This is a genomic window from Fontisphaera persica, from assembly GCF_024832785.1.
In the GTDB taxonomy this organism is placed as follows: domain Bacteria; phylum Verrucomicrobiota; class Verrucomicrobiia; order Limisphaerales; family Fontisphaeraceae; genus Fontisphaera; species Fontisphaera persica.
The window spans coordinates 4014561-4040484 of record NZ_CP116615.1; the positions used below are offsets into that span (position 1 = coordinate 4014561).

Sequence of the window (25924 nt, forward strand, 5' to 3'; positions counted from 1 at the left end):
AAGGTTGAGACGCTTGTAAATTATTACTTATTCAGCGTGCCACCACCAGCACCGCGGAAATGCGGCCTCAGCGCGGAAAACTGGAGAGCAGCGCAGGCATGGGCTGCGGCTGGGGGCGGAGGGGTCCCTAGGACCAGAGGGCCTGAAAAAGCGCCTCCACCACCCGGTTCTGTTGCTGCTCGGTCATGCCGTAATAAAGGGGCAGCGTCATGGCCTCGGCATAATACCGCGTGGCTTCCTTGTAAGATTCCTCCTCCTTGATGGCGGGGTTGCGATAGTAAGGATGCAAAAACAGGGGAATGTAATGCAACTGCACGCCAATGCCCTGCCAGCGCATGTCCTTGAAAACTTGCAAGTGCGTCTTTTTGATTTCCTTCAGATTCAGCCGGATGATGTACAGGTGCCAGGAGCTTTCGGCGTGCGGCGAGCGGGCCAGGGGGGTCACGGGATAACCTTTGAGTAATTGGTCGTAGCGGTCGGCCAGCTCGCGGCGGCGGCGCACAAACTGGTCGAGCTTGTCCATTTGGCTGGCGCCCAGGGCCGCCTGGATGTCGGTCATGCGATAGTTGTAGCCCAGCTCGATTTGCTCGTAGTACCACGGCCCATGCGCCGGATTTTTCAGGTAAAGGGGGTCGCGGGTGATGCCATGATTGCGCAGGCGGAGGAGCCGCTGGTAGAGGTCATCGCGGTTGGTGGTGATGACCCCGCCCTCGCCGGTGGTGACGATTTTGACGGGGTGAAAACTGAACACGGTGAGGTCAGAGTATTGGCAGCAGCCCACGGGACGGCCACGATACCGCGCCCCCAGGGCGTGGGCGGCGTCCTCCATGACGGAAAGGTTAAATCGCTGCGCCAGGGCGTGGATGGCCTGCATGTCGCACGGCTGGCCGGCCAGGTGCACGGGGATGATGAGACGCATGGGGACCTCCGCCATGTCGCCCAGGGTGAGCCGGCCTTCGAGGTTCTGCGCGCTCATGTTGGCGGTGGCGGGGTCAATATCCACCCAGTACGGCTCGCCGCCGCAATAACGCGCGCAATTGGCCGTGGCCACAAAGGTGATGGGGCTGGTGTAAACCTGGTCGCCCGGCTTGACCCCCAGCGCAAGGGCCCCCAGATGCAGGGCGGCCGTGGCGCTGGACACGGCCACGGCGTAGCGCGCCTCGCAATACTCGGCCACCTTGCGCTCGAAGCGTTCAATGGCCGGCCCCTGGGTCAGGTAGTCTGAGCGCAACACCGCTTCCACGGCCGCAATGTCGGCCTCGTCAATGAATTGATGGCCGTAGGGGATTTGGATGGGAGGATGATTGCTCATGGGGGCCTGTGCTTCTATTCAACGGCCAGTCGCTGCAGGTCCGGCACGCTCAACCATTGGGCGTTGGTGTCGCTGGCGTATCGGAAGCCGTCCGGCAAAGCGGCGCCGTGCTGCCAGTGGCGCGGCTCAAAGCCCGGCACGTAGGGCTGCAGCACCACGTATTTGTCCGGCAGCTCCACCGCATGGCGCGCCTCATCCTCGCTGAGGAGCACCTCGTGCAATTTTTCGCCGGGACGGATGCCAATCGTGTCCACGGCGCAGCCGGGGGCGATGGCCGCCGCCAGGTCAGTAATTCTCATGCTGGGTATTTTTGGGATGAACACCTCGCCGCCGTGCATTTCCTCCACGCAGCGGATGACGAAGCGCACACCCTGTTCGAGAGTAATCCAAAAGCGGGTCATGCGGGGGTCGGTAAGGGTAATCCGGCCCCGGGCGCGCTGCTGGCGAAACAGGGGGATGACACTCCCGCGGCTGCCCACCACGTTGCCGTAGCGCACACAACTGAATCGCACCGGCGACTCCCCGGCGTAGGCATTGCCGTGGATGAACAATTTTTCCGCGCACAATTTGGTGGCGCCGTAGAGGTTGACCGGATTCACCGCCTTGTCGGTGCTGAGGGCGAGCACTTTTTTGACCCCCTGGTCAATGGCGGCGTCAATGATGTTCTTGGCGCCCATCACGTTGGTCAAAATGGCCTCAAACGGGTTGTACTCGCACGCGGGCACCTGCTTCAGCGCCGCCGCATGCACCACCACGTCCACCCCGTGAAACGCCCGCTCCAGCCGCTCGCGGTCCCGCACATCTCCCAGGAAAAACCGCAGGGGCGAATCCTCGCCGTGGGGATAAAGCTGCTGCATCTCGTGCTGCTTCAACTCGTCACGGCTGAAGACGATTAACTTTTTGGGCCGATGCTCCCGCAGCAGAATCTCAACGAACTTGCGGCCAAAGGAACCCGTGCCCCCGGTGATTAAAACGACGCTATCGTGCCAATTCATGTTGCCGGGGGCACTCTAATAACATGCTTAAGATAAAGCAACCTTCCGGCGGGGCCACCTTGGCGCCGGGACAGGGACGACGACAAGGCAGCCGCCAAAGGCATGGCACGATGCACTCTAGCAACTCCGCTGACTTTTCCGGTTGCCAAAAGGGGCGGGTGGGATTATTCATCAACATGATGCCACGGCCATGCTGTGGCGGGCATACACCATATATGGCGGAATCAAAGAAGCGCGACCCCAACCAGTTGGATTTAGGCATTCCAGTGCCCGCAGCACCGGACCCGCAAGGGCATATTGTACCGGCCGGAGTTTCGCCGACCCCGCCGGCGACCAACGGCAGCCCTGGCCAGAATAAGACCCAGGGCAACGGCAATGGCAATGGCGCCGCCCATGTGCAGGCGGAGATTGAGGCCGCCGCCGTGGCGCATCGGCCCTTTGACCCCAAACGCGTGGAGTTGCCGCTGCACCGGCGGGTGGATAACAACTTTCTGCAATATGCCTCCTACGTCATCCGGGACCGCGCCATTCCGCACCTGGCCGATGGATTGAAGCCCGTGCAGCGGCGCATCCTCTGGGCCATGCACCTGGGCGATGACGGCCGCTTCACCAAGGTGGCCAATGTGGTGGGCGACACCATGAAGTTTCACCCGCACGGGGATGCAGCCATTGGGGAGGCGCTGGTGGTGCTGGCCAACAAGCGCTACCTCATCGAAGGCCAGGGGAACTTTGGCAATCTCTTCACTGGCGACCCCGCCGCCGCGCCGCGGTACATCGAATGCCGGCTGACCGAGCTGGCGCGCACGGAGTTGTTCAATGATGACCTCACCGAATTTGTGCCCAGTTACGATGGACGCAACCAGGAGCCGGTGACGCTGCCGTCCAAGCTGCCCCTGACCCTGATGTTGGGCACCGAAGGCATTGCGGTGGGGCTGTCGGCCCGCATTTTGCCGCACAATTTTCCCGAGTTGCTGCAGGCGCAAATTGCCATTCTGAAAAAGCAGCCGTTCAAGTTGCTGCCCGATTTTCCGACGGGCGGCTTGATGGATGCGCGGGATTATCAAGACGGCAAAGGCAGCGTCAAGGTGCGCGCCAAAATCAAAGTCAAAGATGAGTCCACCGTCGTCATCAAGGAAATCCCGCCCACCACCACCACGGAATCCCTGATAGCCTCAATTGAAGACGCCACCCGCAAGGGCAAGCTCAAAGTCAAGTCGGTGACGGATTTCACCTCCGAGGAGGTGGAAATCGAGGTGAAATGCCCGCCCGGCGTGACCGCGGAAAAATTGGTGGACGCCCTTTATGCCTTTACCGATTGCGAGGTGACGATTGCCAGCCGCATCATCGTCATCAAGGACAACCGCCCCGTGGAAATGACCGCCAGCGAGGTGTTGCGCGAGAACACCGCGCAACTGGTGGATATTTTGCGCCGCGAGCTGGAGCTGAAGCGGGGGCGGTTGGAGGAGGAGCTGCATTTTCGCACCCTCGAGCGCATTTTCATCGAGGAGCGCATCTACAAGAAAATTGAAAAATGCCGCACCAACGAGGCGGTCTTTGCGGCCGTGCGGGAGGGCTTTGAGCCGTTCCAGGCCGAGCTGGCGCGGCCCTTGAGCGAGGCCGACATCGAGCGCCTGCTGGGGGTGCGCATCCGGCGCATTTCACTCTTTGACATCGAACAACACCGGCAGGAAATGGCCCGCCTGAAGGGCGAACTCAAGGAGACCGAAAAGCACCTGAAAAATGTGGTCAAATACACCATCGCCCACCTGGAAGGGCTGCTGGAAAAATATGGCCCGCAGTATCCCCGCCTGACGCGCAGCAGCCGTTTTGATGAGGTGGACACGCGCGAGGCGGCCTTCAAGGCGTTCAAGGTGGCCTATGACCGCGAGTCCGGCTACCTGGGTTACAAGGTCGCCGGCGAGGAATACAAAACCGAGTGCACCCGCTTTGACCGCATCCTCATGGTCTTCAAGGACGGCCATTACAAGCTCATTGAACTGCCCGAGAAATTATTTGTGGGGCCGGATTTGGTCTATGCGGGCCTGCCGGAGCGGGACCGGGTCTTTACCCTGGCCTACACCACGCGCGATGCCACCTATCTCAAGCGTTTCACCTTTGGCGGCATGATACTGAACAAGGATTACCAATGCCTGCCGGAGAAGGGAAAAATCCTGTTCTTTGAGCCGGACACGCCGCCGGAATTGTACATTCGCTACAAACCGGCGCCGTATCAGAAGGTGAATCAACAAACCTGCAACCCTGCTGAGGTGGACGTCAAAGGGCCAAAGACGCGCGGGCGCCAGATTAGCATCAAGGAAGTCAGCTCCATCACCAGCAAGCCCACCCGCGGATGGGACCCTGAAGCGCCCACCACCAAAGTGGTGTTTGCCTGAAGTCCGATGCAAGATTCACTCGACCAGCACTGCCGGGAAATCAACCGCTGCAACCAGCGCGGCGGGCGAATGCTGTCCATCGTGGACCTCCTGGAGGCGGGGACGTTTACGGCGGATTTGGCCGCGTATTGTTTGGCGGCCATCAGCCGCGGCGCTTCCTTCATGGTGGGCGCCCTGCCCGGCGGCGCGGGCAAGACCACCGTCATGGGCGCGCTGCTTAATTTTGTGCCGCCGGGGGTCAGCCTGCACGCTGCCGACAGTCTTCCCACCATCGAATGGGCGGCCAAGTTCAACCGCCGGCGCGGGTGTTATATTTGCCATGAAATCGGCACTGGCCATTATTTTGCCTATTTATGGGGCGAACCTTTGCGGGCCTACTTCGATCTGCTGCGCAACGGCCACATGCTGGCCACCAATTTGCATGCCGATTCGCTGGAAGATGCCCGCCGGCAGATTTGTGACCAGAACCAGGTGCCGCCGCTCCTTTTCCGCAAAATGAACCTTGTGCTGTTCGTTGAGTTCTCCGGTGGCTGGCACGGCCGCCGCATCATCAGCCAGCTCTGGGAAAGTGACGGCCGCCAGGAACACCAGTTGCTTTACGATGGGGATAAATTGCGCCTGCGCGACAGCCGCCTGGTATCCATCGAGGCCATGACCGCCGCCCATGCCCTCCTGCAATCCGTATTGGATGCGGGTGTGCGGGAAATTCGCGACGTGCGGCAGACTTTGCTCAGACCCATTGAAATCCCCTCCGTCCCCACCCCCGGCCATGCTTCCCCCGGAGAATCCCCAAGCTGAAGAAGCCCGCCGCGCCCGCCGCTTGTTACGCTGGGTGATTGGTGCCGTCATTGCTTTCAACCTCGGCCTCCTCCTCTATCTTTTCCTGCCGCGGTAATTGTTCAGATTTAACAACGCCTCTTCCCCCGGTGGAGCTTGGAGTGAGAACTGAATTGTGGGTTTGTTTTGTCCCCGTAGGGAAATAAAAAAAGAGCCGCTCTTTCCGAGCGGCTCTTTGGTTGAGAACTTTCCTTTTGGTGGATTAGGCCTTGCGGCGGCGCAGATACAGCAAACCGCCCAGCCCGGCCAGACCCAACAGAATGGTCGAAGGCTCAGGCACCACAATCAGCCGGTGAGAGGTCAACCCCACCAGAGCAGCCGGAGCATTCGGCGGGCCAGTCACGGTCACGCGCACCACAGGGTTTTGGGCAGCGGCAATCGGGCTGGCAACGCCTTGGGCATTATAAGCCGCCTGCCACGTGGTGCCATCAGAGGCGCGCCAAGCACGGATTTGGAACAATGCTTCCTGCCCAGGAGCCACCCCCGGTACGGAAACTACGGTAGTAGGCAGGTAGCCCGCTGCAGCTCCCGTACGGAATGCAATAGCCAATCCCAAACTTGTGAAAGTAGAGGGGTCAGAGCCAACCGGACCATAATACAGGTCCGCCAAATAGGCGGAACCAGCAAGCTTGGTCGTCCCATCAACGTCAAAAATCGGGGCATCAATGCCATTGGCAATGTCCCGGTTGATAAACGTCAACTGCCCTTGGGCCCATACGCTAACACACGTCAGTGCCACCATTCCCATTACGATTAGCTTTTTCATAACTTTGTGTTTACTGGTTTGTTTAGAATTCTCTAAATGTTTACTGATTCACCGTAAAATTACGCACCCACTGACCAGGTGTCGGAGCGCTCACCCAAAATGCCTCACCCACTTTGAAGCTGGGTACTACGTCCCACTCGCCAAAGGAGTAGGAAAAACCTTCAAACCGGCTTTGAGCGTTATTGTATTTATAAACAATGGTATCTTCAGGAGGGGTGAAACCCAGTTGTGGAGCCGTTCCTTCCTGAGGCACCATGGAAGCCTTCATGCTGAAACCCACAGGTATGGCATTCGTCAAGCTACCTTGCATCACCTCCCCCACAAAAGTGTTGGTAAATGCAGTCAAAGCTTTGATGAAGCAGCCTTCCCCCGGATTGAGGGTCAAATTGGGGTTATCCCATTCCCCGAAGCTGAAGGTGGCTCCCACGAAAGTCGTCCCCGTCCATTTGAAAATGGCGGTATCTTCCGGCGGATTGGGGATCAGGGAAGCGATCGTGTTGTTGGTGGTGTTCAGCGGGTTGGCGATCATGGAAAACCCGACCGGGATGGTCATGTTCACATAACCCACTGTGTTGATGGAGTAAACCGTTTGGGCGGCTGCGGTGGCAAGACCCCCCGCCGCGACGGCGGCCGCGAGTAACAGTGCTTTTGTTCTCATGTTGCTACGTTGTTGTTGTTGACTGTGTGCGCGATAAAAATCGCAAACTTTCCGCAGGGTGTCAACAGCTTTTTTATTTTTTTTGAACATTTTTTCGCGTCATGTTTCCCATATTTTCAGGCCGTGACATCGCCTGACTTATTCCTGCAAACCCCTGCCAGACAACAGGTTTTATTTGCCGGTGCGAACCCCGCTTTTCCTGTCTCTTCCATCCATGTCCGCCGGCTGCACCGGTTTCTCAGCGCTGCTCATGGGAGCCCGCCGCCAGCAGCGATTCCAGCCGCGCCTTGCTCTCGGCAAACACCGCCTCGTGGAGGGATTGCCCCCGGGCGTCCATCGTCACCACACAGGGGAAATCGCGCACCTCAATCTCCCAAATGGCCTCGGGCGAGCCAAATTTTTCCATGAAATACACGTTGCGCACGGCCACGATGCGCTCGGCCAGCACCTGCGCCGCGCCGCCCACGGCATGCAAATACACGCAGCCATATTCCTTGCATCCCGCCTGCGTGCGCGGCCCCATGCCGCCCTTGCCAATAACGCCGCGAATCCCGTGGTCGCGCATGATTTGCCATTGGTACGGCTCCTCCCGCGCGCTGGTGGTCGGCCCCGCCGCCACCACCTTCCAGCGTCCCGCCTCGTCCTTAATCACCACCGGCCCACAATGGTAAATGATGCCCCCGCGCAGGCTCAGCCCCGGCGGCAAAGCCCCGCCTTCATGCAGGTATTTGTGCACCGCATCGCGCCCGGTAAAGAGCACGCCGTTGATGGCCACTTCATCGCCCACCTTCAAGGCGCGCACCGCTTTTTCATCCAGAGGAGTCGTCAAAGAAATCATAAAATCGTCCGCCTTTCTTTTAATACAGCCATTGCTCAATTCGCCCGTCTTCCGCCAGTTTCACGCCCTGCCGGCGGAAGGCCCAGCACATGTAGCTCACGCTGACAAAATAGGAGGCCGGCACGCGGTTGATGGCGCAGGCCTTGACGCCCAGCAGGGTGGTTTTGCCCCCAAAACCCATCGGGCCGATGCCCAGCTCGTTGGCGATGCGCAGGATGTCCTGCTCAAACTTGTCCAGCACGGGGTCCGGGTTGCGGTCGTCCAGCTTGCGTAAAAACTGCAATTTGGAATACTCATAGCCGGTGGCGCGGTCCCCCCCAATGCAAACCCCCAGCACGCCCGGGCCGCAGCCCTTGCCCTGCGCCTGCAGCACGGCGTCCAGCACCGCCCGTTTGCAGCCCTCCAAATCGCGGTTGGCCTGGATGCCCTCATCGGGCAGCGAGTATTGCGCGCCCACATTCTCGCAGCCGCCACCCTTGAGCACCAGCCGCACCTCCACTTCGGGGCGGCGATGTTGATGAAAATGCAGCGTGGGCGCGCCCGGCCCGAGATTGGTGCCATCGTTCTTGCCGGTGATGGCGTCCACCGAATTCTGCCGCAAATAGCCCTTTTTGGTCGCCTCCTTCACCGCCTCCCGCGCCGCCTCGCCAAAGGCCAACTGGTCATAGCCCACCGGGCAATCCACGTAAAACAACACGCTGCCGGTATCCTGGCAGAGGGGCTGCGATTTGCGCTGGGCCAGCTCGATGTTTTGCTCGATGATGCGCATGGCCGAGGCGGCAATGGTGCCCTGTTTCTCGCGTTCCAGCGCCGCCAGGATGGCCCGGTGCACATCGTCCGGCACTTCGGCGGAGGTGCGCCGAATCAATTCCAACAAGGACTCTTGCAATACATTCATCACCTCACGCTAAAGGGCTTCTGCCCCCCTGTCAACCGGACGCTTCCCCCGCCGGACCAGCGCCTAAAACACCTCTGGCACGCCTTCTTCCAGGAATTTGATATGGCGGCTCAGGCCGTTATCGCGGGCCAGCTCCTTGAGCCAGCGGGGCGGTTCGTCCATGCTTTCAAAGGAAAGTTTGAAGGTGCCATAATGCATGGGGATCATCAGTTTGGCCCGCAAATCCTTGAACACCCGCACCGCGTCATCCGGCCCCATGTGCACATGGCGGAAAGACTCGGGGTAATACGCGCCGATGGGCAACAGCGCGATTTCCGGGTGACAACGCCGCCCAATTTCCGTGAAACCCTCGAAATAGGCGCTGTCCCCCGCGTGGTAAATGGAGCGCCCCTGATGCTCAATGACAAAGCCGCCGTAACCGCGGTGGTCATCGCCCAACATCCGCGCCCCCCAATGCCGGGCCGGCACGAACGTGATTTTCAGCTCGTTTTTGCTGAAGGATTCCCACCATTCCAGCTCCAGAATCCGGGCAAAACGCAGCCCCTCCGCCAGGCGCCCCACCCCCCACGGCATGATGCCCACCTTGGTGGCCGGCAGTTTGCGCAGGCTGGGCTTGTGAAAATGGTCAAAATGAGCGTGCGTAATCAGCACAAAATCCACCCGCGGCAAATCCCGAATTTTCAACCCGGCCCGCTTCAAGCGCTTGAGCAGAAAGAGCCAGTTGGCAAAATTCGGGTCAATGAGCAGGTTCACATCCGTAAACTGCACCAGGAAACTCGCATGCCCAATCCACGTCAGTGCCACCTGCCCGGGCTGCAGTTTGGGAAAAACCGGCGGTTTGTGATGCCCCACCCGCCGCGTCAGCCACCCTTTCCATACCATCTCATGGAAAAATTTATGCGGGCTGAAGTGTTGGGCGGGTGTCAGGTCCTTGAAGGACCGGGGCAGCCGCCGCCGCTTGGGCTCGCCGGGCTTGGAAGCCGGTTTGGTCATGTCACGAGTAATGACCCGCCGCGAAATTCGCCGTTCAATCTAACGCCCGCCGCCGCCGGCGGCAATGAGGCTTTTTCCATTCCCCCGAGACCCCGCCAGCCCCCCCGCGGCCATGGCAGGCAACCTGCCCGCCGCCAGCGTCTTCCCCTTGCTCTGCCTGAGGAAAAGGGCGCCACCTCGCCCTCAGCGGGCGTTTTTCTTCAACTCTTTGCTCCAGGTATCCTTGAGCGTGATAATGCGATTGAACACCAGCCGCCCGGGGGCGCTGTCCGGGTCCAGGCAGAAGTAAGCCAGACGTTCAAGCTGGTACCGTTCCTCCGGTTTGGCTTCGGCCAGCGATGGCTCCAATTGCGCCTGCACCACCTGCAATGAATCGGGGTTCAAGTATTGTTTGAAGTCCCCCTCGGCCGCATCCGGCTCCGGCACGGTGAAAAGCCGGTCATAAAGGCGCATCTCAGCGGGTACGGCATGGGGCGCGCTCACCCAGTGAATGGCCGCCTTGACTTTGCGGCCGGCTGTGGGTCCGCCCGCTTTGCTGCCCAAATCCGCCGTGCACCGCAACTCCACCACGCGCCCTTGTGCGTCCTTGATGACTTCCTCGCACTTGATGATATAGGCATACTTCAGCCGCACCTCGCCGCCCGGCTGCAGGCGGTAATACTTGGGCGGCGGATTTTCCATGAAATCGTCCTGCTCAATGTACAACTCCCGGCTGAACGGCACCTGCCGCGTGCCAGCCGCCGGGTCCTCGGGATTGTTCACCGCCTCCACCAGCTCGGTTTGCCCCGCCGGATAATTTGTCAGCACCACTTTGAGCGGGCGCAACACCCCCAGCCGCCGCAGCGCCACGCGGTTCAAGTCCTCCCGTATGGCATGTTCCAAAACCGCCACATCTGTCAGCCCATTGTACTTGGTCACACCAATCATCTGGCAGAAGCTGCGGATGGCTGCCGGCGTGATGCCCCGCCGCCGCAGGCCGGCCAGGGTGGGCAGGCGCGGGTCATCCCAGCCCTGCACCAGCCGGTCACGCACCAGGAGCAGCAATTTGCGCTTGCTCATCACCGTGTAACTGAGATTCAGCCGCGCGAACTCGTATTGTTTGGGCCGCGGCTGAGGCACCGGCAAGTGCTCCAAAATCCAGTCGTACAAGGGCCGATGCACCTCAAACTCGAGCGTGCAAATCGAATGCGTCACGCCCTCAATGCTGTCGCTCAGGCAGTGCGCATAATCATACATGGGGTAAATGCACCATTGGTCCCCCGTATGATGATGCTCGGCGTGGCGGATGCGGTAAAGCACCGGGTCGCGCAGCCAGATGTTGGGCGAGCTCATGTCAATTTTGGCGCGCAGCGTGCGGCTGCCATCCGGAAACTCCCCCGCCTTCATGCGTTGGAAGAGGTCCAGATTTTCCTCCACAGAACGATTGCGGTAGGGACTTTCCCGCCCGGGCCGGTCAGGGGCGCCCCGGTAGGCATCCACCTCTTCCGGCGTCAAATCGCAGACATACGCCAATCCTTTCTGAATCAGAATCAACGCATATTCGTAAAGCTGCTGGAAATAGTCCGAGGCATAAAATGGCTCCAGCGTCTGCGGCTCCGCCGCCGTTTGCTTCAGCACCACGCGGCCGGAAGTGTCCCCCTTGCGCTTGTAACCCAGCACGTGGTCCGCCCAGCCTGCAATCAACCAGTCCACATCCGCCTGGATGGACTCCACGTACTCCACATCCTCCTTGGTGGGGTTGGTATCATCCATGCGCAGATGGCACACCCCGCCAAACTCACGCGCGATGCCAAAGTTCAGGCAGATGGACTTGGCATGGCCGATGTGCAAATAACCATTAGGCTCCGGCGGAAAGCGGGTGACAATCCGCTGGTGCCGCCCTGCCGCCAGGTCTTCCGCCACAATGTCCCGGATAAAATCGCCTGGGCCGCGCTCCGCCCCGGCCTCTGCATGACTCTCATTCATCATAAACCCGTACAGCTTCCTCAAGGTGGGCTGGAATTTCAAGCTTGCAAGGAGGGGATGCCTGCCTTAGTCATTCACCTGAACCCCGGGGTCATTTAAGCATTTATTCCAGCGCCAGCGGTTATTGGCTTTGCCCAATGACTCAAGGTTGTGGGTAAAAAATGACAGCCACGGCCAGATATGGGAGCACAAAAAACAAGGCCACCGGCCTTGCCAAACCGCGGTTCTCCGGCGGTAAAAAGCTGGGAGTCAGGCCGTTAAATGCAATAAACGACCGGCCAGGGCGTATTCCTTATTAAGGGCTGTTGAGATGAAGCGGACGTTGACCATCAGCCGCAAGCTCACGCTGGTGCTTTGGAGCGCCAGCTTAATCATGCTTTTGGCCGGCGGCGCCACCTGGTGGTGGCATCACCATACCGGCCCGCGCCGCATGGAGGCCGCTCTGGAGCCTTACGCCCAGTTGCTCGGCGCGAGCCTTCCCGCCCTGGTCTCCCTCCGCGCCACCAATCAAATCACTGAGCTGTTGGGAGCCTTGCGGGCCGCCCCGCCCATCCGCGAGGCCGCTGTCACCGATTTGGATGGCCAACTGCTTTCCCTTTACCGTCAAAGCCTATCAGACCCCCCACGGCCTTTGCAGGCCCAGACGGAAGGCGTTTATTTTATGGAAGGCGAAGTCGAGCTGGTGCGTTTCATTCGAGTGGACGGCCAGACCGTGGGCCGCCTGCACCTGTGGTCGCATCCCCGACTGCTGGACCGGGAAGCGAGAAGCCACGCCCTCCATCTGGTGGCCATGGGCATTCTCCTGTTGGGGTTGACCTTTTGGCAAACCCGGCTTGTCCGCCACACCGTTGCCCGCCCCGTGGAGGCCCTCACTGCCAAAGTGGACCATGTCATCGCCCAGCAAGGCCTCCAGCCGGAAGCCGAGGCCACCCCCAGGGATGAAGTGGAACGCCTGGACGCCCATTTTGAACAAATGCGCCACGTCTTGCGCCGGCATGAGAGTGAATTGCGCGAAACCAACGAATTTCTCCAGGCCCTGCTCAACTACGCCACCCACGCCATCATCAGCGTGGATAACCACGGCACGATTACCACCTTCAACCCCGCTGCCGAACGCCTCTTGGGTTACACCGCGGAAGAGGTGATAGGCCGCCGCACGCCGCTTTTGTTCCATGACGCGGCAGAAATCCGGCAACGCGCCGAGGAGCTCAGCCGCCTCACCGGTCAGCCGGTGCCCGAAAACATGGAAGTCTTCTGGTGCCTGCCCCGGCGCGGCCAGACGGACGAGCGGGAATGGACTTACATCCGCTGCGACGGCCATCGCCTGCCGGTCTGGCTTTCGGTGGCCGCCTTGCGGGACGCCAAAGGGCAGTTGCGCGGCTATGTGGGTATCGCCGAAGACCTGACCCAGCGCAAGGCTCAGGAACAGGAATTGCGGCGTAAAAACGAGGAAATGGAACGCTTCATCTACACCGTGTCCCATGACCTTAAAAGCCCGCTGGTCACCATCAAAGGCTTCGCCGGCGAGCTGTTGCGCGCCCTGCAGGAAAAACGTTACGAACACCTGGCCGAGGATTTGCAGCGCGTAATTGCCGCCACCGATAAAATGAGCGAGCTGCTGAATGATTTGCTGGAGCTTTCCCGGGTGGGCCGCGTCATGTATCCTCCCAGCGAAGTTGCTTTGGCCCAGGTGGTTCAGGAAGCACTGACCCTCCTGGAAGGCACTTTTCGCGAGCGGCGCGTGGAAGTGGTCCTTCAGCCTGACCTGCCTACAGTGTGCGGAGACCGCCGCCGCCTGTTTGAAGTTTATCTGAACCTCCTGGAAAACGCTGCCAAGTTCATGGGGCCACAACCCACCCCGCGCGTGGAAATTGGCTGGGATAAAACCGGGCCTGAACCGGTCTTTTTCGTGCAAGACAATGGCATCGGCGTGCCGCCGGCCTATCAGGAAACCATCTTTGGCCTGTTCAACAAACTGGACCACGACAGCCCCGGCACCGGCCTGGGGCTGGCCATTGTCCGCCGCATTATCGAGGTTCACGGGGGCCGCATCTGGGTGCAAAGCGAGGGCCGCGGACGGGGCAGCCGCTTTTGCTTTACATTAGGCCAAAAAGCTTTAACGTCCACTTTACAGCCTGCAAACAAGACAGAGATGTGTGATGAAAGTGCCAGCGCTCCTCATCCTGTTGGTGGAGGATAACGCCGACCACGCCGAGCTGGTCCGCCGCAACCTCGCCCGACACAACCCCGCCCACCGGCTGGTGCATCTCCGCGACGGTGAGAGCGCTCTGGACTACCTCTTCCACCGCGGCATGTTTGCCCCCCCCAAAGCTCCGCCGCGCCCCCATCTCATCCTGCTGGATTTGCGCCTGCCCAAACTGGATGGCTTGGAAGTCCTCCGCCAGGTCAAGCAAGACCCTGAATTACACCTCATCCCCACCGTGGTGCTGACCACCTCCGACGCTGAACGTGACCTGTTCAAGGCTTACGACAGCCACGCCAACAGTTACCTGGCCAAACCTTTGGATTACGGCGCTTTTACCGGTTTGCTGGAAACTTTCGGGCGGTATTGGATCGGCTGCAACCGCTACCCCTGGCCGGAGACGCGTCTCCACTGAATTTTGCCTGTTTTCTCTCACATGCCGCGCCGAATCCTCATTGTGGAAGATGATGCCGCCCATGCGGAGCTGATGCGCCGGTCCTTGCGGGTGCAGGAGGCTGAATTTGAATTAGTCTTTGCAGCCACCCTCGGCGAGGCTTTGAGCAAGACCAAAACTCACTCCCCTGACCTCATCATCGCCGACCGCCGCCTCCCCGACGGCCTGGGGGATGAGCTCCTGGGCCACTTGGGCTTTCAAGTCCCCGTCATCATTCTCACCACCTTTGGCAATGAGCGCGAGGCCGTGGAAGCCTTGCGCGCCGGCGCCATGGATTACGTGGCCAAATCCCCTGAAGCCTTTGCCAGGCTGCCCCATCTGGCACACCGCGCTTTGCGCGAATGGGGCTATTTGCAGGACAAACGGCGGGCTGAAGACCAGATGCGCCGCGCCCTCGAACGCATGCAGCGCCAGCAGCAGGCCCTCAGCCGCCTGGCCGTGTCGCCTGCCGTGGCGGAGGGCGACCTGGATACCCTGGCCCGCCTCGTCACCGAAACCGGCGCCGAGGTCCTCGAAGTCGAGCGCGTCAGCCTTTGGTTGCTGGATGAGGCCCGCGGGGAGCTCCGCTGCCATGACCTCTTTGAATGCAGCCTGAATCGCCACAGCAGCGGCATGGCGCTTACCCAAAAGGAATATGCGCGCGAGATCGAAGCCTTGACCGCGGACCCTTGCGTGTGCGCTGCCGAGGTGTTAACCGACCCCCGCCTGGCCGGTTATGTGGAGAATTATTTCAAGCCCCTGGGCATTGTCTCGCTGCTGGATGCCGCCATTCGATGGCAAGGCCGGGTGACCGGCATCCTGTGCTGCGAAACCGTCGGCGAAAAACGCGCCTGGGAGGCGGATGAAAAAACTTTTGCCGTCCAACTGGCAGACCAGGTCGCCCTCACCCTGGCCAACCAATCCCGTGTCACCACTGAGCTGGCCCTCCGCCAGAGCGAAGAACGCTTCCGCCGGATGGTGGAGACGGCCCACGAGGGCATCTGGGTGGTGGATGCCGATGAACGGACCGTTTTCGTCAACCGCCACATGGCCGAGATGCTGGGCTATGCCCCTGAGCAAATGCTGGGCCGCCCGGTCAAATCCTTCCTGCGCGCCCCTGATCACGATTTCCCCAACCGCCAGATGGAATTGCGGCGCCAGGGCCGCTCCAGCCATTATGAATGCTGGGTGCGCCACGCCAACGGCGAGTGGCGCTGGATGGATGTCTCCGCCAGCCCCATCTTTGACGGCCAGGGCCGCTTCGCCGGCGCGCTGGCCATGATGCAGGACGCCACCGAGCGGCGCCAGGCCAATGAACGCCTGCGGGAATCCGAATCCTTCTTCCGCGCCGTGTGGGAAAGCGCCCGCGAAGGCCTCCGCCTCACGGATGCCCAGGGGCGCATCCTGCTGGTCAACGAGGCCTTCTGCCAGATGTTTGGCAAATCCCGCGCCGAATGGATCAACCACTCGCTGGCCGAAATGTATGCTTCGGACGAGGGCCAACGCATCCTGGAAAAGTACCAGCAACGCTACCAGGAGCGCACCCTCGAAGGCATCAATGAAAAAGAGCTAACCCTCTGGGACGGCCGCAAGGTTTGGCTGGCCGTGGCCCATACCTGGCTGGACCTCGAAAGCACTTCCCCTCGGGTCTTAAGCTCTTTCCGCGATGTCACCGCCAACAAACGCGCCGAGCAGGAGCGCCTGGAAATGGAGCGCAAGCTGTTGTTCAGTCAAAAACTTGAGAGCTTGGGCGTGCTGGCTGGCGGCATCGCCCACGATTTCAACAACCTCCTCACCGCCATCCTCGGCAACCTCGGCATGGCCATGGAGGAAGTGCCCGCCGACTCGGTGGCCCAGTCCTGTCTCAAGGCGGCCGAGGAGGCCGCCCTGCGCGCCGCCAACCTCTCCCGCCAGATGCTGGCCTACACCGGCCGCGCGCCGCTGGAAATGACAGAAGTGCACCTCAGCCATCTAATGCGGGAAATGGCCATGTTCCTGCGCTCCTCCATCAACCGCAACATTGAGCTGGACCTGCAATTGGAGGAAGACCTGCCGCTGGTCCGCGCCGATGCCGCCCAGGTGCAGCAAATCACCGTCAACCTGGTCACCAATGCCGCCGAGGCCATTGGGGAGCGCAACGGAAAAATTGTCGTGCGCACCGGCTTCGCCCATTGTGACGCGGCCCGGTTGTCACGCAGCCGTTTGCTGGAGCGCCCGCCGCCGGGACCTTACGTGTTCCTGGAAGTCCAGGATAACGGCTGCGGCATGACGCCCGAAGTGCTGGAGCGGCTTTTTGACCCTTTTTTCACCACCAAATTCCACGGCCGCGGCCTGGGCATGGCCTTCGTGCTGGGGGTGGTGCGCAGTCTCAAAGGCGCCATCCTGGTGGAAAGCCAGCCGGGTGCCGGCACCACCATTCAGGTTTATTTCCCCGTCAGCCGCGGCAGCCGGCCGTCTCCCGCTGAAGTGAAGACCGACACCCCGGCCACCCCGCCTCCGGCTTCGCCGCCTCCGCCCGAACGCCAGATTACCGTGTTGATTGTGGACGACGAACCTGGCGTGCTTGCCACCGCTGCGCGTCTGGTTCAACGGGGCGGTTACAAAGTCATCATGGCGGCGGACGGTCCAACGGCCATCGCGCAAATGAGCCAGCATCGTCAGGACATTCAATGTGCGATTGTGGACCTTACCATGCCCCTGATGGACGGACTCACCACCAGCCAGGAGCTGCGCAAGCTCAACCCCCACCTCACCATTCTCCTCTCCAGCGGCTACGACGCCCAGGAAATCCGAAAAAAGGCGGCCGGCTTTCCCGTCCACGGTTTTCTCCACAAACCTTATCAGATGCGGGACATCATGCAGAAACTCGAGGAAGTCTGCCGCCCCGCCGCTTCGCCCCAGCCCTGAGCTTGGTTCAGGCTCAGCTCCGGCTTGCGCTCGCGAGTTCGGGCGGTCAGCGGCTTAATTGGGTCAAGCGGCGCAACGACTGGATTTCCAATGAATTGAGCACCTCCACAAAGAAGGGATGTTTTTGCGTGAGGCTGGCCGTCGTGGTCATGGTCACTTCCAAATGACACTCCGGCAGGGTCACCCACAACACGCGCCCCTGATACCGGCGCGTGCCCTGCGCAAAATTGAAATCGCAGCTTTTTCCCGTTTTCCCCGCCGCCGGGTACTCGCCTTCGCCGATAATCTCAGCGCCGGGCGACAAACTCGCCACCAAGTCCTTCAAAGCGGGCGCGGGCGGCAACACCGCCACCGCGTTGGTTTCTGCACGCTGGGGCAGAACCAGGCGCAAGCGTATTTGCGTATCTGCGGCCGGGCTTTCCAGGAGCAAAATCCGGCGCACGGCATCCGCGGTGGCTTTCCACTCCGCTGGCGGTTGAAAAGCCATTCGCAGTCCATCACAGAGCAGTGCGCGCCGGTAGGATACCGTGCCGTATTCAGGGCACACCGTTTGTTCAGTAATCACTTGAAACGGCGGCCATGGCTCAACGGCGGCAGCCGTCAGGCAGATTGCCACCATTCCCGCCCACGCCAGCCCAGGCAAGTTTTTCATGGTTGGTTATCGGATTTGTGGAGTCAGTTCTCGATGGTTATCCAGGTGAACCGGGCCGTCTGGGAGATGCCAGCTTCCAGGAGCCGCGGATTAACGTACTAACTGATGGGGTCCCCGGTGGCAGTTTCTTGGCGTCCATAAAATTCAAGTCAAAGGCCCAGTTGCGGGCCGGCGGGTCATACACATTGGAAAGCCCCCACCGTGCTGTGGCATACTGGCTGGGGAACAACACCACCATCGAGCCGTTGTAGGTGAAAGTGCGCTTGCCGCCGCTGCTGGGATTCCAATCCTCCAAAAACCGCGGGAAATTTTCCACCCCGCCGCTGTAATTATTGTAAGTGAGCGTCTCCACAATGCCGGCCAGAAAGGCCGCGTTCACCGTGGTGTGCTCGGCGGGACGGTTGTTGAGACTTTCCGTGCTCCGGTTATCCCGCCAGGCGGTGGAGAGCACCGTGATGGCGTCGCCCATCAGGGCCGCGGGCGCCGTGCCCACGGTGTTGGTGCTGCCGACATTGGCGGCGTTGGGCGCATTGTAGTGACCCAGCACATACATCGGTTTGTCCGTCGCCACCGTCAGCCCGCGCGTGGGCAGTGTTTTGCCATTCACCATCCGCACCGCCCCCAGTTGGGTGGCGGGATTGACACTCCGCAGGCGCTTGTCTTCAACATAAATGATGGTCACATCCCGCCCCAGCGCCGTGGAGACCGCCGTGTTGGTGCGCAGCCGGCCCACGTCAATGTCAATGGGCAGCACCCGCTTGCCTTCGCGGGAGTCGTAAAACGAATTCGTGGCCGCCCCATGCGGCGCCACATTCACAAACGTCCGCAGTAGCGAATCGCCGATGGTCGCGGACCCGCCCGGGGAAAGCGCCCCCGTTTTGCCTGCCAGGATGATGTTGGTGGTGTACGAGTAATTCGTGGTGAACTGCCATACCCCGCCCACGCGGTTGCTGGTGATGCCGGTGATGTTCGTAATCACCGTGTCGCTCACCGTGAGAATGAGGTCCGCCTTGTTGTAAAACCGCTGTTTGCCCATCAATGAATTTGGGTCCTCTCCCAGCGGTGGTGCTTCCAAAATCGCGCGCACCGCCTCGGGCGAATTGTTGGTGCCAATGGGCAGATTCAAACTCGCCACCCCGGAATCATGCTGGCCCCGATAAGTCACGGAGCCGCTGGGCGCGCCGCGGCTGTCCCCCGGCGCCCGGCCCCAGCGGATGTTGCCCACCGCCGTGACATCACTCCAGAAGGTCAAGGTGTTGTCCGGGCATACATACAATTCCCGATTCGAGTGCACCCGCCCGGTCACATTGAACGGCTGGCCGCAGCTAATCTCCATATTGAGGCCGTAAAAAATGGCAAATTGAAACACTGGAATGGTGGCCACCTGCACATTTTGCTCCACCGCTACCGTGATGTCATTCAACGCGTTCGCCTTGCGGGCGTTGCTCACCACCCGATAACTGGCCGCCAGGCCGTACAAACCCTGATATTGCGATTGCAACGGCGTAAACCCCCACGCCTGCGTGTTCTCCACCGTCAGCCGATTGGGTGTGCCATTCACATCGCCAAACACGTAGGATGCCCACGCGGTATTTTCCGCTGCATTGGGCACCATGCCCCGGTACAACTCCAGGTTGTTGTACACCCGCGCCTCGTCTCCGCGCTTGAAGTCAATAATCATCCGGCTCAGCACCTTTTCAGTGGCGGCCTCGGCAGCCAGGAGCGTTTCCTGGTATTGATTGTGCCGCGCCGTCAGCCGCGAATTGGTGCTGCTCCATTCCATGGCACCCGAAAGCGCCACCATGGCCAGCCCCCCAAACAACATGGTCATCACCAAGGCGTAGCCCCCCGGGCGGGGCGATGAGGGAATAATCAGTTTCACATGACCTCCTTATTCCAGCGTGCGCCGCGTGGCGCGAGTGGTCAGCCGGTAATAATCAAAATATGCCCCCGGCGTGCCAATGGGCGTGATGGGGTACTGCACCTGATAAAATTCCAAGTCCACCGCAATCACCCGGTTGTTGAAATAATTGCTCAGCACATTCCCCTGGAAATCCTGGGCGGCAAACACCACCGTATTGGAGACATACTCCGCAATCACCAGCGGCCGGCTGTCATCATGGTCAATCCGCAACAATTTCGAGGTGGCCGGGTCCAAATAATATCGCACCCACTGGTTGGTGCTCAGCGTGGGATGAATCATCAGCGCATTGCCCCGCTGCGGAAAACCCTCCTCAATCTGCGTGAACGAGCTGGCCGTCCCCGTGCCCACCTGCACCCGCCGCGCGGAGCGGATTTCCTCCAGCAACCGGCTCAACGCCGAACGTGCCGCGTCGCTGGCTCCCAGTTTGGCGCGCGTCAGCCCGTACAACTTCAGCCCGGCCACGTGGCCGTAAATCACCCCCGCCATCACAATCATCACCAGCGACATCGTCACCATCAGCTCGGTGAGCGTGAAGGCCCGCCGCCGTCGCCACGGCACAAGGAAAAGGGTCTGCAGTTTCATGGCGCCAAGTTGCTCAACTGTCCGGAGCGCGGTAGGTCACCACGGTGTTGGTGTAATTCCTCCGGCCCTTGAAATTCCATACGCACTGCACCATCACACATTTGGTGGGCGGGTCAGCGCTGACCACCGTAATCGTCGTAAAATTGGTTGCGTACACAATGTTCGTGCCGGAAACTGGGATGTCCAAAATGTTCACCTCCGGCGGGAAATTCGAAGCCACTAATTGGTCAATGGGCGGGCTGGCCTCGGGGTCCCACTTGCACGAGCGCGCCTGCTCAATGCGCTGCAAGGCCAGACTTTGCGCCGCCAGCGAATACGCATTCCACTCCGCCCGCGTGGCCGTGCCCAGGTACCCATAGACAATGCTCCCCATGATCAGTACCGAGATGGACATCGCAATCAGCACCTCAGCGAGCGTAAATGCCCTCTTTCGGCGGGCGCATGAACTGCATATGGACCTGCTGGCAGTCATAATGGATTCAAAATCTAGGTCAATATGTACCTAATCTGCTTAGAGCAATGCGTATGCCAAGTCAAGTTTTCAATTCTTACTTCACACTCCTGGCTGTCATCGGGTGATTCGAGAATGATGTAAAACACTGTTCCTGAATTATTTATGAAAATAGCAGATGATCAACAAGGCATCGCAATTTTTTGAACCGCCTTGGCTTCTGGATTCCAATTATTGCGAGAAACCAGTAATCCGCTGTGGATTGTCTTCTTCCGGCAGTGTCTTGTCTTATTTTAGTACATGGATTGCAGTATCTTGAAATCTACCTCCTCACTATACCCTTTGATTCAAAGGGCAGACACCCCTCGCTGGAAGGAATATTCTAGGCCTTTCACCGCCAGTCCGGCGAGGCAATGCCCAAATTCCGTCCATATTACCCCATGGAGTAGGGCTGAAATAGTTGCACAAAAGACTTGCTGGGACAGGGTCAAGAAATTAGCTTCCGGCTTGGGGATGTGGTATCCAGGCTGCTTCTATCATAAGTGAAACTTTTGATGAATCGTCAGCCTGCCAAAAAACGATAATGAAACGCCAGCAGATTATGGTCTGGTGGGTGGGGCTGGCAGTCGCCCTATGGGGTTTGAAGGCGAGTGCCGCCGCACCTGAGGTGCCCCCAGGCCAGGAGAAAAAGGCCATCCCGGAGCGCCCAGTGGTGATTCCGCGCAACACCCCGCAGAATCCGGCGGAAAAACCCGAGCGCAAGGGGCGCGTGGATAAAACCCAACCCACTGACATCAAAGAGCTGGTGGCGGCCTTTCAGGCGGCCCGTGAACAATTTTTGCGAGAGCAGGAGGCGGTGCGGCAGGCCTACAAAACCGCCACTCCTGAACAGCGCGAAAAACTGCGGGAACAACTCCGCGAGAGTTTGGAGCGCTGGCGTGAGCTGCAACGTGAATTGCTGAAGGAACAACGGGACCGCGCCCAGGAAATGCAACGCGAACTGCAGGCCGACTTGGGGAAAATTGTGGATGAGGCCAAAGGTGAGGGGCGAGGCCGATAACCATATTGTTAAACATTCGTCAGGCATCACGAACCCCCCGCGCCCGGCCGGCGCGTGGTGGAGTTCGCGTTTTGCCTTTTTGTTGTGCGGAGGGGTCTTCCTGGTATTTGCCGCCGCCACCTTGGGGGTGACCTGGCAATTGCGCCAGGCCCTGCGCCATCAGCTTGTCGCCCGCGACGCCGAAATTCTTCAGGCGGTGATATGGATGGAGCACGTGGAAAACATGCCCGCCGGCCAGCCCTCCCTCATTCCCTTGACCGAACCCGCCGAACAAGCCTCCATCCTCCTGCGCGCTTCACGCCTCAAGGGTGTCCTGGCTGTGCGCCTGTTTGACACCAATGGCCACTTTGTAGTTTCGTTTCCCCCCTCAGTGCGCGAAACCCGGCTGACGGACAAGGAGCTTGGCCCGCTGCGCCGCCTGCAATTCCTGAGTCGTTATTATGAAGCGGCCCGCCTGGAAGCCCTCTTCATCCCCCAAACTGACCAGACCGCCCCCCGCGGACCGGCGCCCTTGCTCGAAATGTTCATTCCTATCAATGAGCCGGGCCGCCCCGACTTGTTGGGCGTGGCTCAATTTTACGTGGACGGCCAGCCCCTCAAGGAAAAATACCGGGCCCAGGACCGGCACCTGGCCGGGCAGGCTGCCGTGGTTTTGGCGGTGGGCGCGCTGGTGATTCTGGGTGGGCTGGGCGCGGCGCTGCGTCATTTGCAAAAGCAACATCAAACCTTGCTGGACCTGACTGAACGGCTGGCCCGCGCCAACCAGGAACTCACCCTGGCCGCCAAAACCTCCGCCGTTGGCGCCGTGGCAGCCCATCTGATTCACGGCCTGAAAAGTCCCCTCTATGGCCTGCACAATCTCCTCCTTAGCGAGGCCCTGGGCAAGGGCGCGGCGCGGGAACCGGCCTGGCAGGCGGCCCTGGAGACCACCCAGAAATTGCAGCAAATGATTCAGGACACCGCCCGTCTGCTGCAACAGGATGCCGGTGTTTCCCCCGCCAGCGAGACCCGCCTGCAAGAGCTGTTGGAGCTGCTCCGCTGCCGCATGGAATCCCTGCTGGTTCAGGGACGCGTGAAATTGCACCTGCGCACCGAAGCCGATGCCCGCCTCTCCAGCCGGGAAGCGGCGCTGGTGGCGCTGATTTTGGAAAATCTCCTGCGCAATGCCATTCAGGCCAGCAGCCCCGGCCAAATCGTGGAGCTGCGCGTCCGCGGCAGCGAAACCGAAGTCATTTGTGAAGTCCGGGACCAGGGGCCGGGCCTTCCCGAGGCCATGCGCTCGCAGGTTTTTGCGCCGTGTGTTTCCTCCAAGCCAGGCGGCATGGGCATCGGCCTGGCCATCAGCAAACAACTTGCCAATCATCTGGGAGCGCGGCTTGAACTCCGCTCCACTTCGGCCGCCGGCACCGTTTTTGAACTGGCCCTGCCCTCCGTCCCAGTCCCCCTCGACGAACACGCATCCTTGCGCTGAGGTTGGCCGGAGACCTCTCCTCGGCATCCAGACCTAAGGGGCCATGCCAGGGCCGGCCCGTGGCCGGCAAGACCCCATGAAACTTGTTGGATTACGCAATCATCCACCTGTTTTGCGTGAATAAAAAAAGAGTCCCAGACGTCGAACCACTTTGCTGACGACCTTCAACCTGAACAAAGAACCGGGTCCGTTCATCGGCGCCTGCTCTTCGTGAGCAGAACGCACCCATAAAACGCGCCGTCGTGGCGATTGTCATTCGCCTTAACTGCGGAGACCGATTAAATTAGAAACCGTGGCGAGACGGGGGCCCCGTTCCCCCCCTTTTTCATGGTTTTGAATGCTGCCATACGCAGGCTGTTGGCTTGGAAGTACCAACGCTCCGGGATGGGCAGGCAGGCCAGTTTTCACTGGCAGGTCATGCCTTTCCTGTTGTGGGCGGGGCTGCTTCTGGCGGCGGACCCCTTTGCCCCGCGCTGGCGCTGGTCCAATCCCCTGCCGCACGGCGCCCATGTGTATGACATGGCTTATTCCCTGGGTTTAACCGTCCAGGTGGGCGAACGCGGCCAGCTCTATACCAGTGAGGACCTGGTTTATTGGGAACCCCAGTACACCCGCACTGATAAAGCCCTGCTGGCCGTCACTTTTTTCAACCAGCGCCTGATTGCTGCGGGGGAAAGTGGCACGGTGGTTTATGCAGATTCCCTGGCCGATTTTCGCGTGGTGGATTTGGGCACCCCTGACTGGTTCATGGGGGCGGCCACCTCCGGCAGTGTCATCGTGCTGGTGGGCGACAATGCCGCGATTTACCTGAGCAGTGACGGCGCCACCTGGGCACGGCAATCACCCCCCACCGGTTTCACGGGCTGGCTCCGGCATGTCACCTTCGGCAAAAACCTCTTTGTGGCGGTGGGCGAAAACGGCGCCATCCTGACCAGCAACAATGGCCGCCTGTGGAAAAAGGAAGTCAGCGGGGTTACGCAGCACCTGAATCGGGTGGCCTATTGGAATGAGCAATTTGTCGCCGTGGGCGAACAGGGCGTGGTGCTCACCAGCGCCAATGGCACGGCTTGGCAAATCGCCAGCCTGCCCGGCGTCACCAACACCTGGTACGGCATCGCCGGCATCACCAATGAAATCTTGATGGCCGGGCAGGGGCAGTTGCGACACCGCCGCGGATTGGCCGCCTGGTCTGATGAAACCAGCCCCGGCAAACTGAATGGCGCACCCCCCTGGACGTACTACTCCGCCCTCCACGATGGCACGTTGTACCTGATTGCCGGCCGGTCGGGAATGATGGTTGAGGGCGTTGCCGAAGCCGGGCAGCCCCTGCGCTGGATTCATCGCTTCCCGGGGCCGCGCCACTGGTTGTGGGACTTGTGCCGGGCCGGCGAAATCTACGTGGCGGTGGGCGACCGCGCCACGCTCATGACCAGCAGCGACGGGGTGCTATGGAATCTTGAATGGCCACCGCCGGCGGCCACCAACGCCATTTTGCTGGGCGTGGCCGGTTCTTCCAACCGCCTGGTGGCCGTGGGCAACCAGGGCACGGTGCTATTAAGCGAGGGGTACCTGACCAATGTCCTGGCCACCAATGTGCAAGGTCAGGTGGTGACCAACCGCGCCACCACCTTGGGCATTTTTTGGCAGGTGCTGCCCCAGCGCCTCACCACCAATGACCTCCAGGCTGCGGCCCTGCGCGGCGAGGAAATCCTGGTGGCCGGCGGCAACGGTGTGATTTTTCACAGTCTGGACGGCGGCCAGAGCTGGCAGCCGCGTAGTGCGCCAGTCGCTCATTTTCTTTCCGGCGCGGCCGCGTTTCCCGGGGGCTGGGTGGTGGTGGGGGACCGTGGCACTCTGTTGACCAGCAGCGATGGCGTGGAATGGACGGCTCGTCCCACCGGCCGGACCAACTGGATTTTCCGGGTGCGCTGGGTGGAGGACACCCTGGCCGCGGTGGGCCAGGGCGGCCTGCTCATGTTCAGCACCAATGGCGTGGATTGGGTGACCCGCCCCACGGGCGTGAGCGCCTGGCTCAATGACATCACCCGCGTGGGCGGCGTGTGGTATGTGGTGGGCAATCAAGGCACCGTGCTGGCCAGCACCAATGGCCTGCAATGGTCCAACATTGGCACGCTCACCACCAAATCTCTCTTTGGCGCCGCCACGCAGGGCGGACAACTGGTGGCCGCCGGCGTGGAAGGCGCCATCCTTCGCGCCCAAATCGTCCCCCGCACCAACCCCCCGGTTTTCGTCCGCTTCAGCGTCACCCCGCCCACCAATGCCACGATGCGCCGGCTCTTCCTGTTGGCGGGCGAGGCGGACCAGCGCATCCTGGTCGAGCGGTCCACAGACCTGCGGACCTGGACCAATGGCCCGGCTGTCGAAGTCCTTGACCCCTCCAACACCGTCTTGCTGTTGGATGACGCCCCGCGCCAGGCCCGCGAATTTTTCCGCGCCCGCCTGCAGCCCTGAGGCCGCGGCTTGCAAAATATCCGTTGGCAGGACAGGTTGAAGTGTGCTACAAACACCCCCCCGCTTGCCGGGAGCCGCGGAGGCTGGGCAGGGCAAGGCGGGACAAAAAAGATT

Annotated in this window: 20 protein-coding genes; 8 read left to right on the forward strand and 12 right to left on the reverse strand. The window is 60.6% G+C overall.

Features of this window, described 5'->3' with window-relative positions; translation table 11 throughout:
• Nucleotides 1–127 precede the first annotated feature (127 nt).
• Nucleotides 128–1312 (reverse strand): UDP-4-amino-4,6-dideoxy-N-acetyl-beta-L-altrosamine transaminase, encoded by a 1185-nt coding sequence (gene pseC, locus NXS98_RS15010; RefSeq protein WP_283845844.1) that lies wholly within the window; start codon nucleotides 1310–1312, stop codon nucleotides 128–130.
• A gap of 14 nt (nucleotides 1313–1326) precedes the next feature.
• On the reverse strand, nucleotides 1327–2307 hold the full coding sequence (gene pseB / locus NXS98_RS15015) for a UDP-N-acetylglucosamine 4,6-dehydratase (inverting) (protein WP_283845845.1): 981 nt from the start codon (nucleotides 2305–2307) through the stop codon (nucleotides 1327–1329).
• Nucleotides 2308–2522: 215 nt separating this feature from the next.
• On the opposite strand from pseB, the gene NXS98_RS15020 reads away from it, so the two are divergent.
• On the forward strand, nucleotides 2523–4700 hold the full coding sequence (locus tag NXS98_RS15020; RefSeq protein WP_283845846.1) for a DNA topoisomerase IV subunit A: 2178 nt from the start codon (nucleotides 2523–2525) through the stop codon (nucleotides 4698–4700).
• 6 nt (nucleotides 4701–4706) lie between these two features.
• Nucleotides 4707–5498, forward strand: coding sequence for a hypothetical protein (locus NXS98_RS15025; protein WP_283845847.1), 792 nt, complete (start codon nucleotides 4707–4709; stop codon nucleotides 5496–5498).
• Nucleotides 5499–5739: 241 nt separating this feature from the next.
• On the opposite strand, the gene NXS98_RS15030 is transcribed toward NXS98_RS15025, so the two are convergent.
• The 6 genes from NXS98_RS15030 to NXS98_RS15050 form a co-directional block, all read right to left on the reverse strand.
• The gene (locus NXS98_RS15030; RefSeq protein WP_283845848.1) at nucleotides 5740–6303 is read right to left on the reverse strand and encodes a PEP-CTERM sorting domain-containing protein; all 564 of its coding nucleotides are present in this window, start codon (nucleotides 6301–6303) and stop codon (nucleotides 5740–5742) included.
• A gap of 40 nt (nucleotides 6304–6343) precedes the next feature.
• Nucleotides 6344–7051 (reverse strand): hypothetical protein, encoded by a 708-nt coding sequence (locus tag NXS98_RS15035; protein WP_283845849.1) that lies wholly within the window; start codon nucleotides 7049–7051, stop codon nucleotides 6344–6346.
• A 148-nt stretch (nucleotides 7052–7199) separates the two neighbouring features.
• Nucleotides 7200–7799: a FumA C-terminus/TtdB family hydratase beta subunit gene (locus NXS98_RS17820; RefSeq protein WP_343214111.1), complete on the reverse strand. Its 600-nt coding sequence runs from the start codon at nucleotides 7797–7799 to the stop codon at nucleotides 7200–7202.
• A gap of 19 nt (nucleotides 7800–7818) precedes the next feature.
• Nucleotides 7819–8697, reverse strand: a complete 879-nt coding sequence (locus NXS98_RS17825; RefSeq protein ID WP_343214112.1) for a fumarate hydratase — start codon at nucleotides 8695–8697, stop codon at nucleotides 7819–7821.
• A 63-nt stretch (nucleotides 8698–8760) separates the two neighbouring features.
• On the reverse strand, nucleotides 8761–9690 hold the full coding sequence (locus NXS98_RS15045) for an MBL fold metallo-hydrolase (RefSeq protein WP_283845850.1): 930 nt from the start codon (nucleotides 9688–9690) through the stop codon (nucleotides 8761–8763).
• Between the two features lie 183 nt (nucleotides 9691–9873).
• Entirely contained in the window at nucleotides 9874–11658 is a 1785-nt protein-coding gene (locus NXS98_RS15050) for a glutamine--tRNA ligase/YqeY domain fusion protein (RefSeq protein WP_283845851.1), read from the reverse strand.
• A 307-nt stretch (nucleotides 11659–11965) separates the two neighbouring features.
• Between NXS98_RS15050 and NXS98_RS15055 the strand changes: the two genes are divergently transcribed.
• Genes NXS98_RS15055 through NXS98_RS15065 form a run of 3 tightly spaced genes read left to right on the forward strand, consistent with a single transcriptional unit; the run spans nucleotide 11966 to nucleotide 17198 of the window.
• The gene (locus NXS98_RS15055; RefSeq protein ID WP_283845852.1) at nucleotides 11966–13855 is read left to right on the forward strand and encodes a PAS domain S-box protein; all 1890 of its coding nucleotides are present in this window, start codon (nucleotides 11966–11968) and stop codon (nucleotides 13853–13855) included.
• Nucleotides 13815–14273, forward strand: coding sequence for a response regulator (locus tag NXS98_RS15060; protein WP_283845853.1), 459 nt, complete (start codon nucleotides 13815–13817; stop codon nucleotides 14271–14273). Before NXS98_RS15055 ends, NXS98_RS15060 begins: the two co-directional genes overlap by 41 nt.
• A gap of 21 nt (nucleotides 14274–14294) precedes the next feature.
• The gene (locus NXS98_RS15065; RefSeq protein ID WP_283845855.1) at nucleotides 14295–17198 is read left to right on the forward strand and encodes a PAS domain S-box protein; all 2904 of its coding nucleotides are present in this window, start codon (nucleotides 14295–14297) and stop codon (nucleotides 17196–17198) included.
• Nucleotides 17199–17244: 46 nt separating this feature from the next.
• On the opposite strand, the gene NXS98_RS15070 is transcribed toward NXS98_RS15065, so the two are convergent.
• From NXS98_RS15070 to NXS98_RS15085, 4 genes are read right to left on the reverse strand one after another with little or no spacing between them, the layout of a single operon-like run.
• Nucleotides 17245–17850 (reverse strand): hypothetical protein, encoded by a 606-nt coding sequence (locus NXS98_RS15070; RefSeq protein ID WP_283845856.1) that lies wholly within the window; start codon nucleotides 17848–17850, stop codon nucleotides 17245–17247.
• A 37-nt stretch (nucleotides 17851–17887) separates the two neighbouring features.
• Nucleotides 17888–19732, reverse strand: a complete 1845-nt coding sequence (locus tag NXS98_RS15075; protein ID WP_283845857.1) for a hypothetical protein — start codon at nucleotides 19730–19732, stop codon at nucleotides 17888–17890.
• 9 nt (nucleotides 19733–19741) lie between these two features.
• On the reverse strand, nucleotides 19742–20356 hold the full coding sequence (locus NXS98_RS15080) for a PilW family protein (protein ID WP_283845858.1): 615 nt from the start codon (nucleotides 20354–20356) through the stop codon (nucleotides 19742–19744).
• Nucleotides 20357–20369: 13 nt separating this feature from the next.
• The gene (locus NXS98_RS15085; protein ID WP_425499912.1) at nucleotides 20370–20828 is read right to left on the reverse strand and encodes a PulJ/GspJ family protein; all 459 of its coding nucleotides are present in this window, start codon (nucleotides 20826–20828) and stop codon (nucleotides 20370–20372) included.
• 562 nt (nucleotides 20829–21390) lie between these two features.
• Between NXS98_RS15085 and NXS98_RS15090 the strand changes: the two genes are divergently transcribed.
• The 3 genes from NXS98_RS15090 to NXS98_RS15100 all read left to right on the forward strand — a co-directional run bounded on the left by NXS98_RS15090 (nucleotide 21391) and on the right by NXS98_RS15100 (nucleotide 25810).
• Nucleotides 21391–21867, forward strand: a complete 477-nt coding sequence (locus NXS98_RS15090) for a hypothetical protein (RefSeq protein WP_283845860.1) — start codon at nucleotides 21391–21393, stop codon at nucleotides 21865–21867.
• Between the two features lie 79 nt (nucleotides 21868–21946).
• Entirely contained in the window at nucleotides 21947–23338 is a 1392-nt protein-coding gene (locus tag NXS98_RS15095; RefSeq protein WP_283845861.1) for a sensor histidine kinase, read from the forward strand.
• A 333-nt stretch (nucleotides 23339–23671) separates the two neighbouring features.
• On the forward strand, nucleotides 23672–25810 hold the full coding sequence (locus tag NXS98_RS15100; protein ID WP_283845862.1) for a sialidase family protein: 2139 nt from the start codon (nucleotides 23672–23674) through the stop codon (nucleotides 25808–25810).
• The last annotated feature ends 114 nt before the right edge of the window (nucleotides 25811–25924 follow it).

What these genes read in the sequence shown, in the direction of transcription:
- pseC (WP_283845844.1), bottom strand. Translation starts at nt 1,312, where the DNA reads ATGAGCAATCATCCTCCCATCCAAATCCCCTACGGCCATCAATTCATT.
- pseB (WP_283845845.1), bottom strand. Translation starts at nt 2,307, where the DNA reads ATGAATTGGCACGATAGCGTCGTTTTAATCACCGGGGGCACGGGTTCC.
- NXS98_RS15020 (WP_283845846.1), top strand. Translation starts at nt 2,523, where the DNA reads ATGGCGGAATCAAAGAAGCGCGACCCCAACCAGTTGGATTTAGGCATT.
- NXS98_RS15025 (WP_283845847.1), top strand. Translation starts at nt 4,707, where the DNA reads ATGCAAGATTCACTCGACCAGCACTGCCGGGAAATCAACCGCTGCAAC.
- NXS98_RS15030 (WP_283845848.1), bottom strand. Translation starts at nt 6,303, where the DNA reads ATGAAAAAGCTAATCGTAATGGGAATGGTGGCACTGACGTGTGTTAGC.
- NXS98_RS15035 (WP_283845849.1), bottom strand. Translation starts at nt 7,051, where the DNA reads ATGTTCAAAAAAAATAAAAAAGCTGTTGACACCCTGCGGAAAGTTTGC.
- NXS98_RS17820 (WP_343214111.1), bottom strand. Translation starts at nt 7,799, where the DNA reads ATGATTTCTTTGACGACTCCTCTGGATGAAAAAGCGGTGCGCGCCTTG.
- NXS98_RS17825 (WP_343214112.1), bottom strand. Translation starts at nt 8,697, where the DNA reads ATGAATGTATTGCAAGAGTCCTTGTTGGAATTGATTCGGCGCACCTCC.
- NXS98_RS15045 (WP_283845850.1), bottom strand. Translation starts at nt 9,690, where the DNA reads ATGACCAAACCGGCTTCCAAGCCCGGCGAGCCCAAGCGGCGGCGGCTG.
- NXS98_RS15050 (WP_283845851.1), bottom strand. Translation starts at nt 11,658, where the DNA reads ATGATGAATGAGAGTCATGCAGAGGCCGGGGCGGAGCGCGGCCCAGGC.
- NXS98_RS15055 (WP_283845852.1), top strand. Translation starts at nt 11,966, where the DNA reads ATGAAGCGGACGTTGACCATCAGCCGCAAGCTCACGCTGGTGCTTTGG.
- NXS98_RS15060 (WP_283845853.1), top strand. Translation starts at nt 13,815, where the DNA reads ATGAAAGTGCCAGCGCTCCTCATCCTGTTGGTGGAGGATAACGCCGAC.
- NXS98_RS15065 (WP_283845855.1), top strand. Translation starts at nt 14,295, where the DNA reads ATGCCGCGCCGAATCCTCATTGTGGAAGATGATGCCGCCCATGCGGAG.
- NXS98_RS15070 (WP_283845856.1), bottom strand. Translation starts at nt 17,850, where the DNA reads ATGAAAAACTTGCCTGGGCTGGCGTGGGCGGGAATGGTGGCAATCTGC.
- NXS98_RS15080 (WP_283845858.1), bottom strand. Translation starts at nt 20,356, where the DNA reads ATGAAACTGCAGACCCTTTTCCTTGTGCCGTGGCGACGGCGGCGGGCC.
- NXS98_RS15085 (WP_425499912.1), bottom strand. Translation starts at nt 20,828, where the DNA reads ATGACTGCCAGCAGGTCCATATGCAGTTCATGCGCCCGCCGAAAGAGG.
- NXS98_RS15090 (WP_283845860.1), top strand. Translation starts at nt 21,391, where the DNA reads ATGAAACGCCAGCAGATTATGGTCTGGTGGGTGGGGCTGGCAGTCGCC.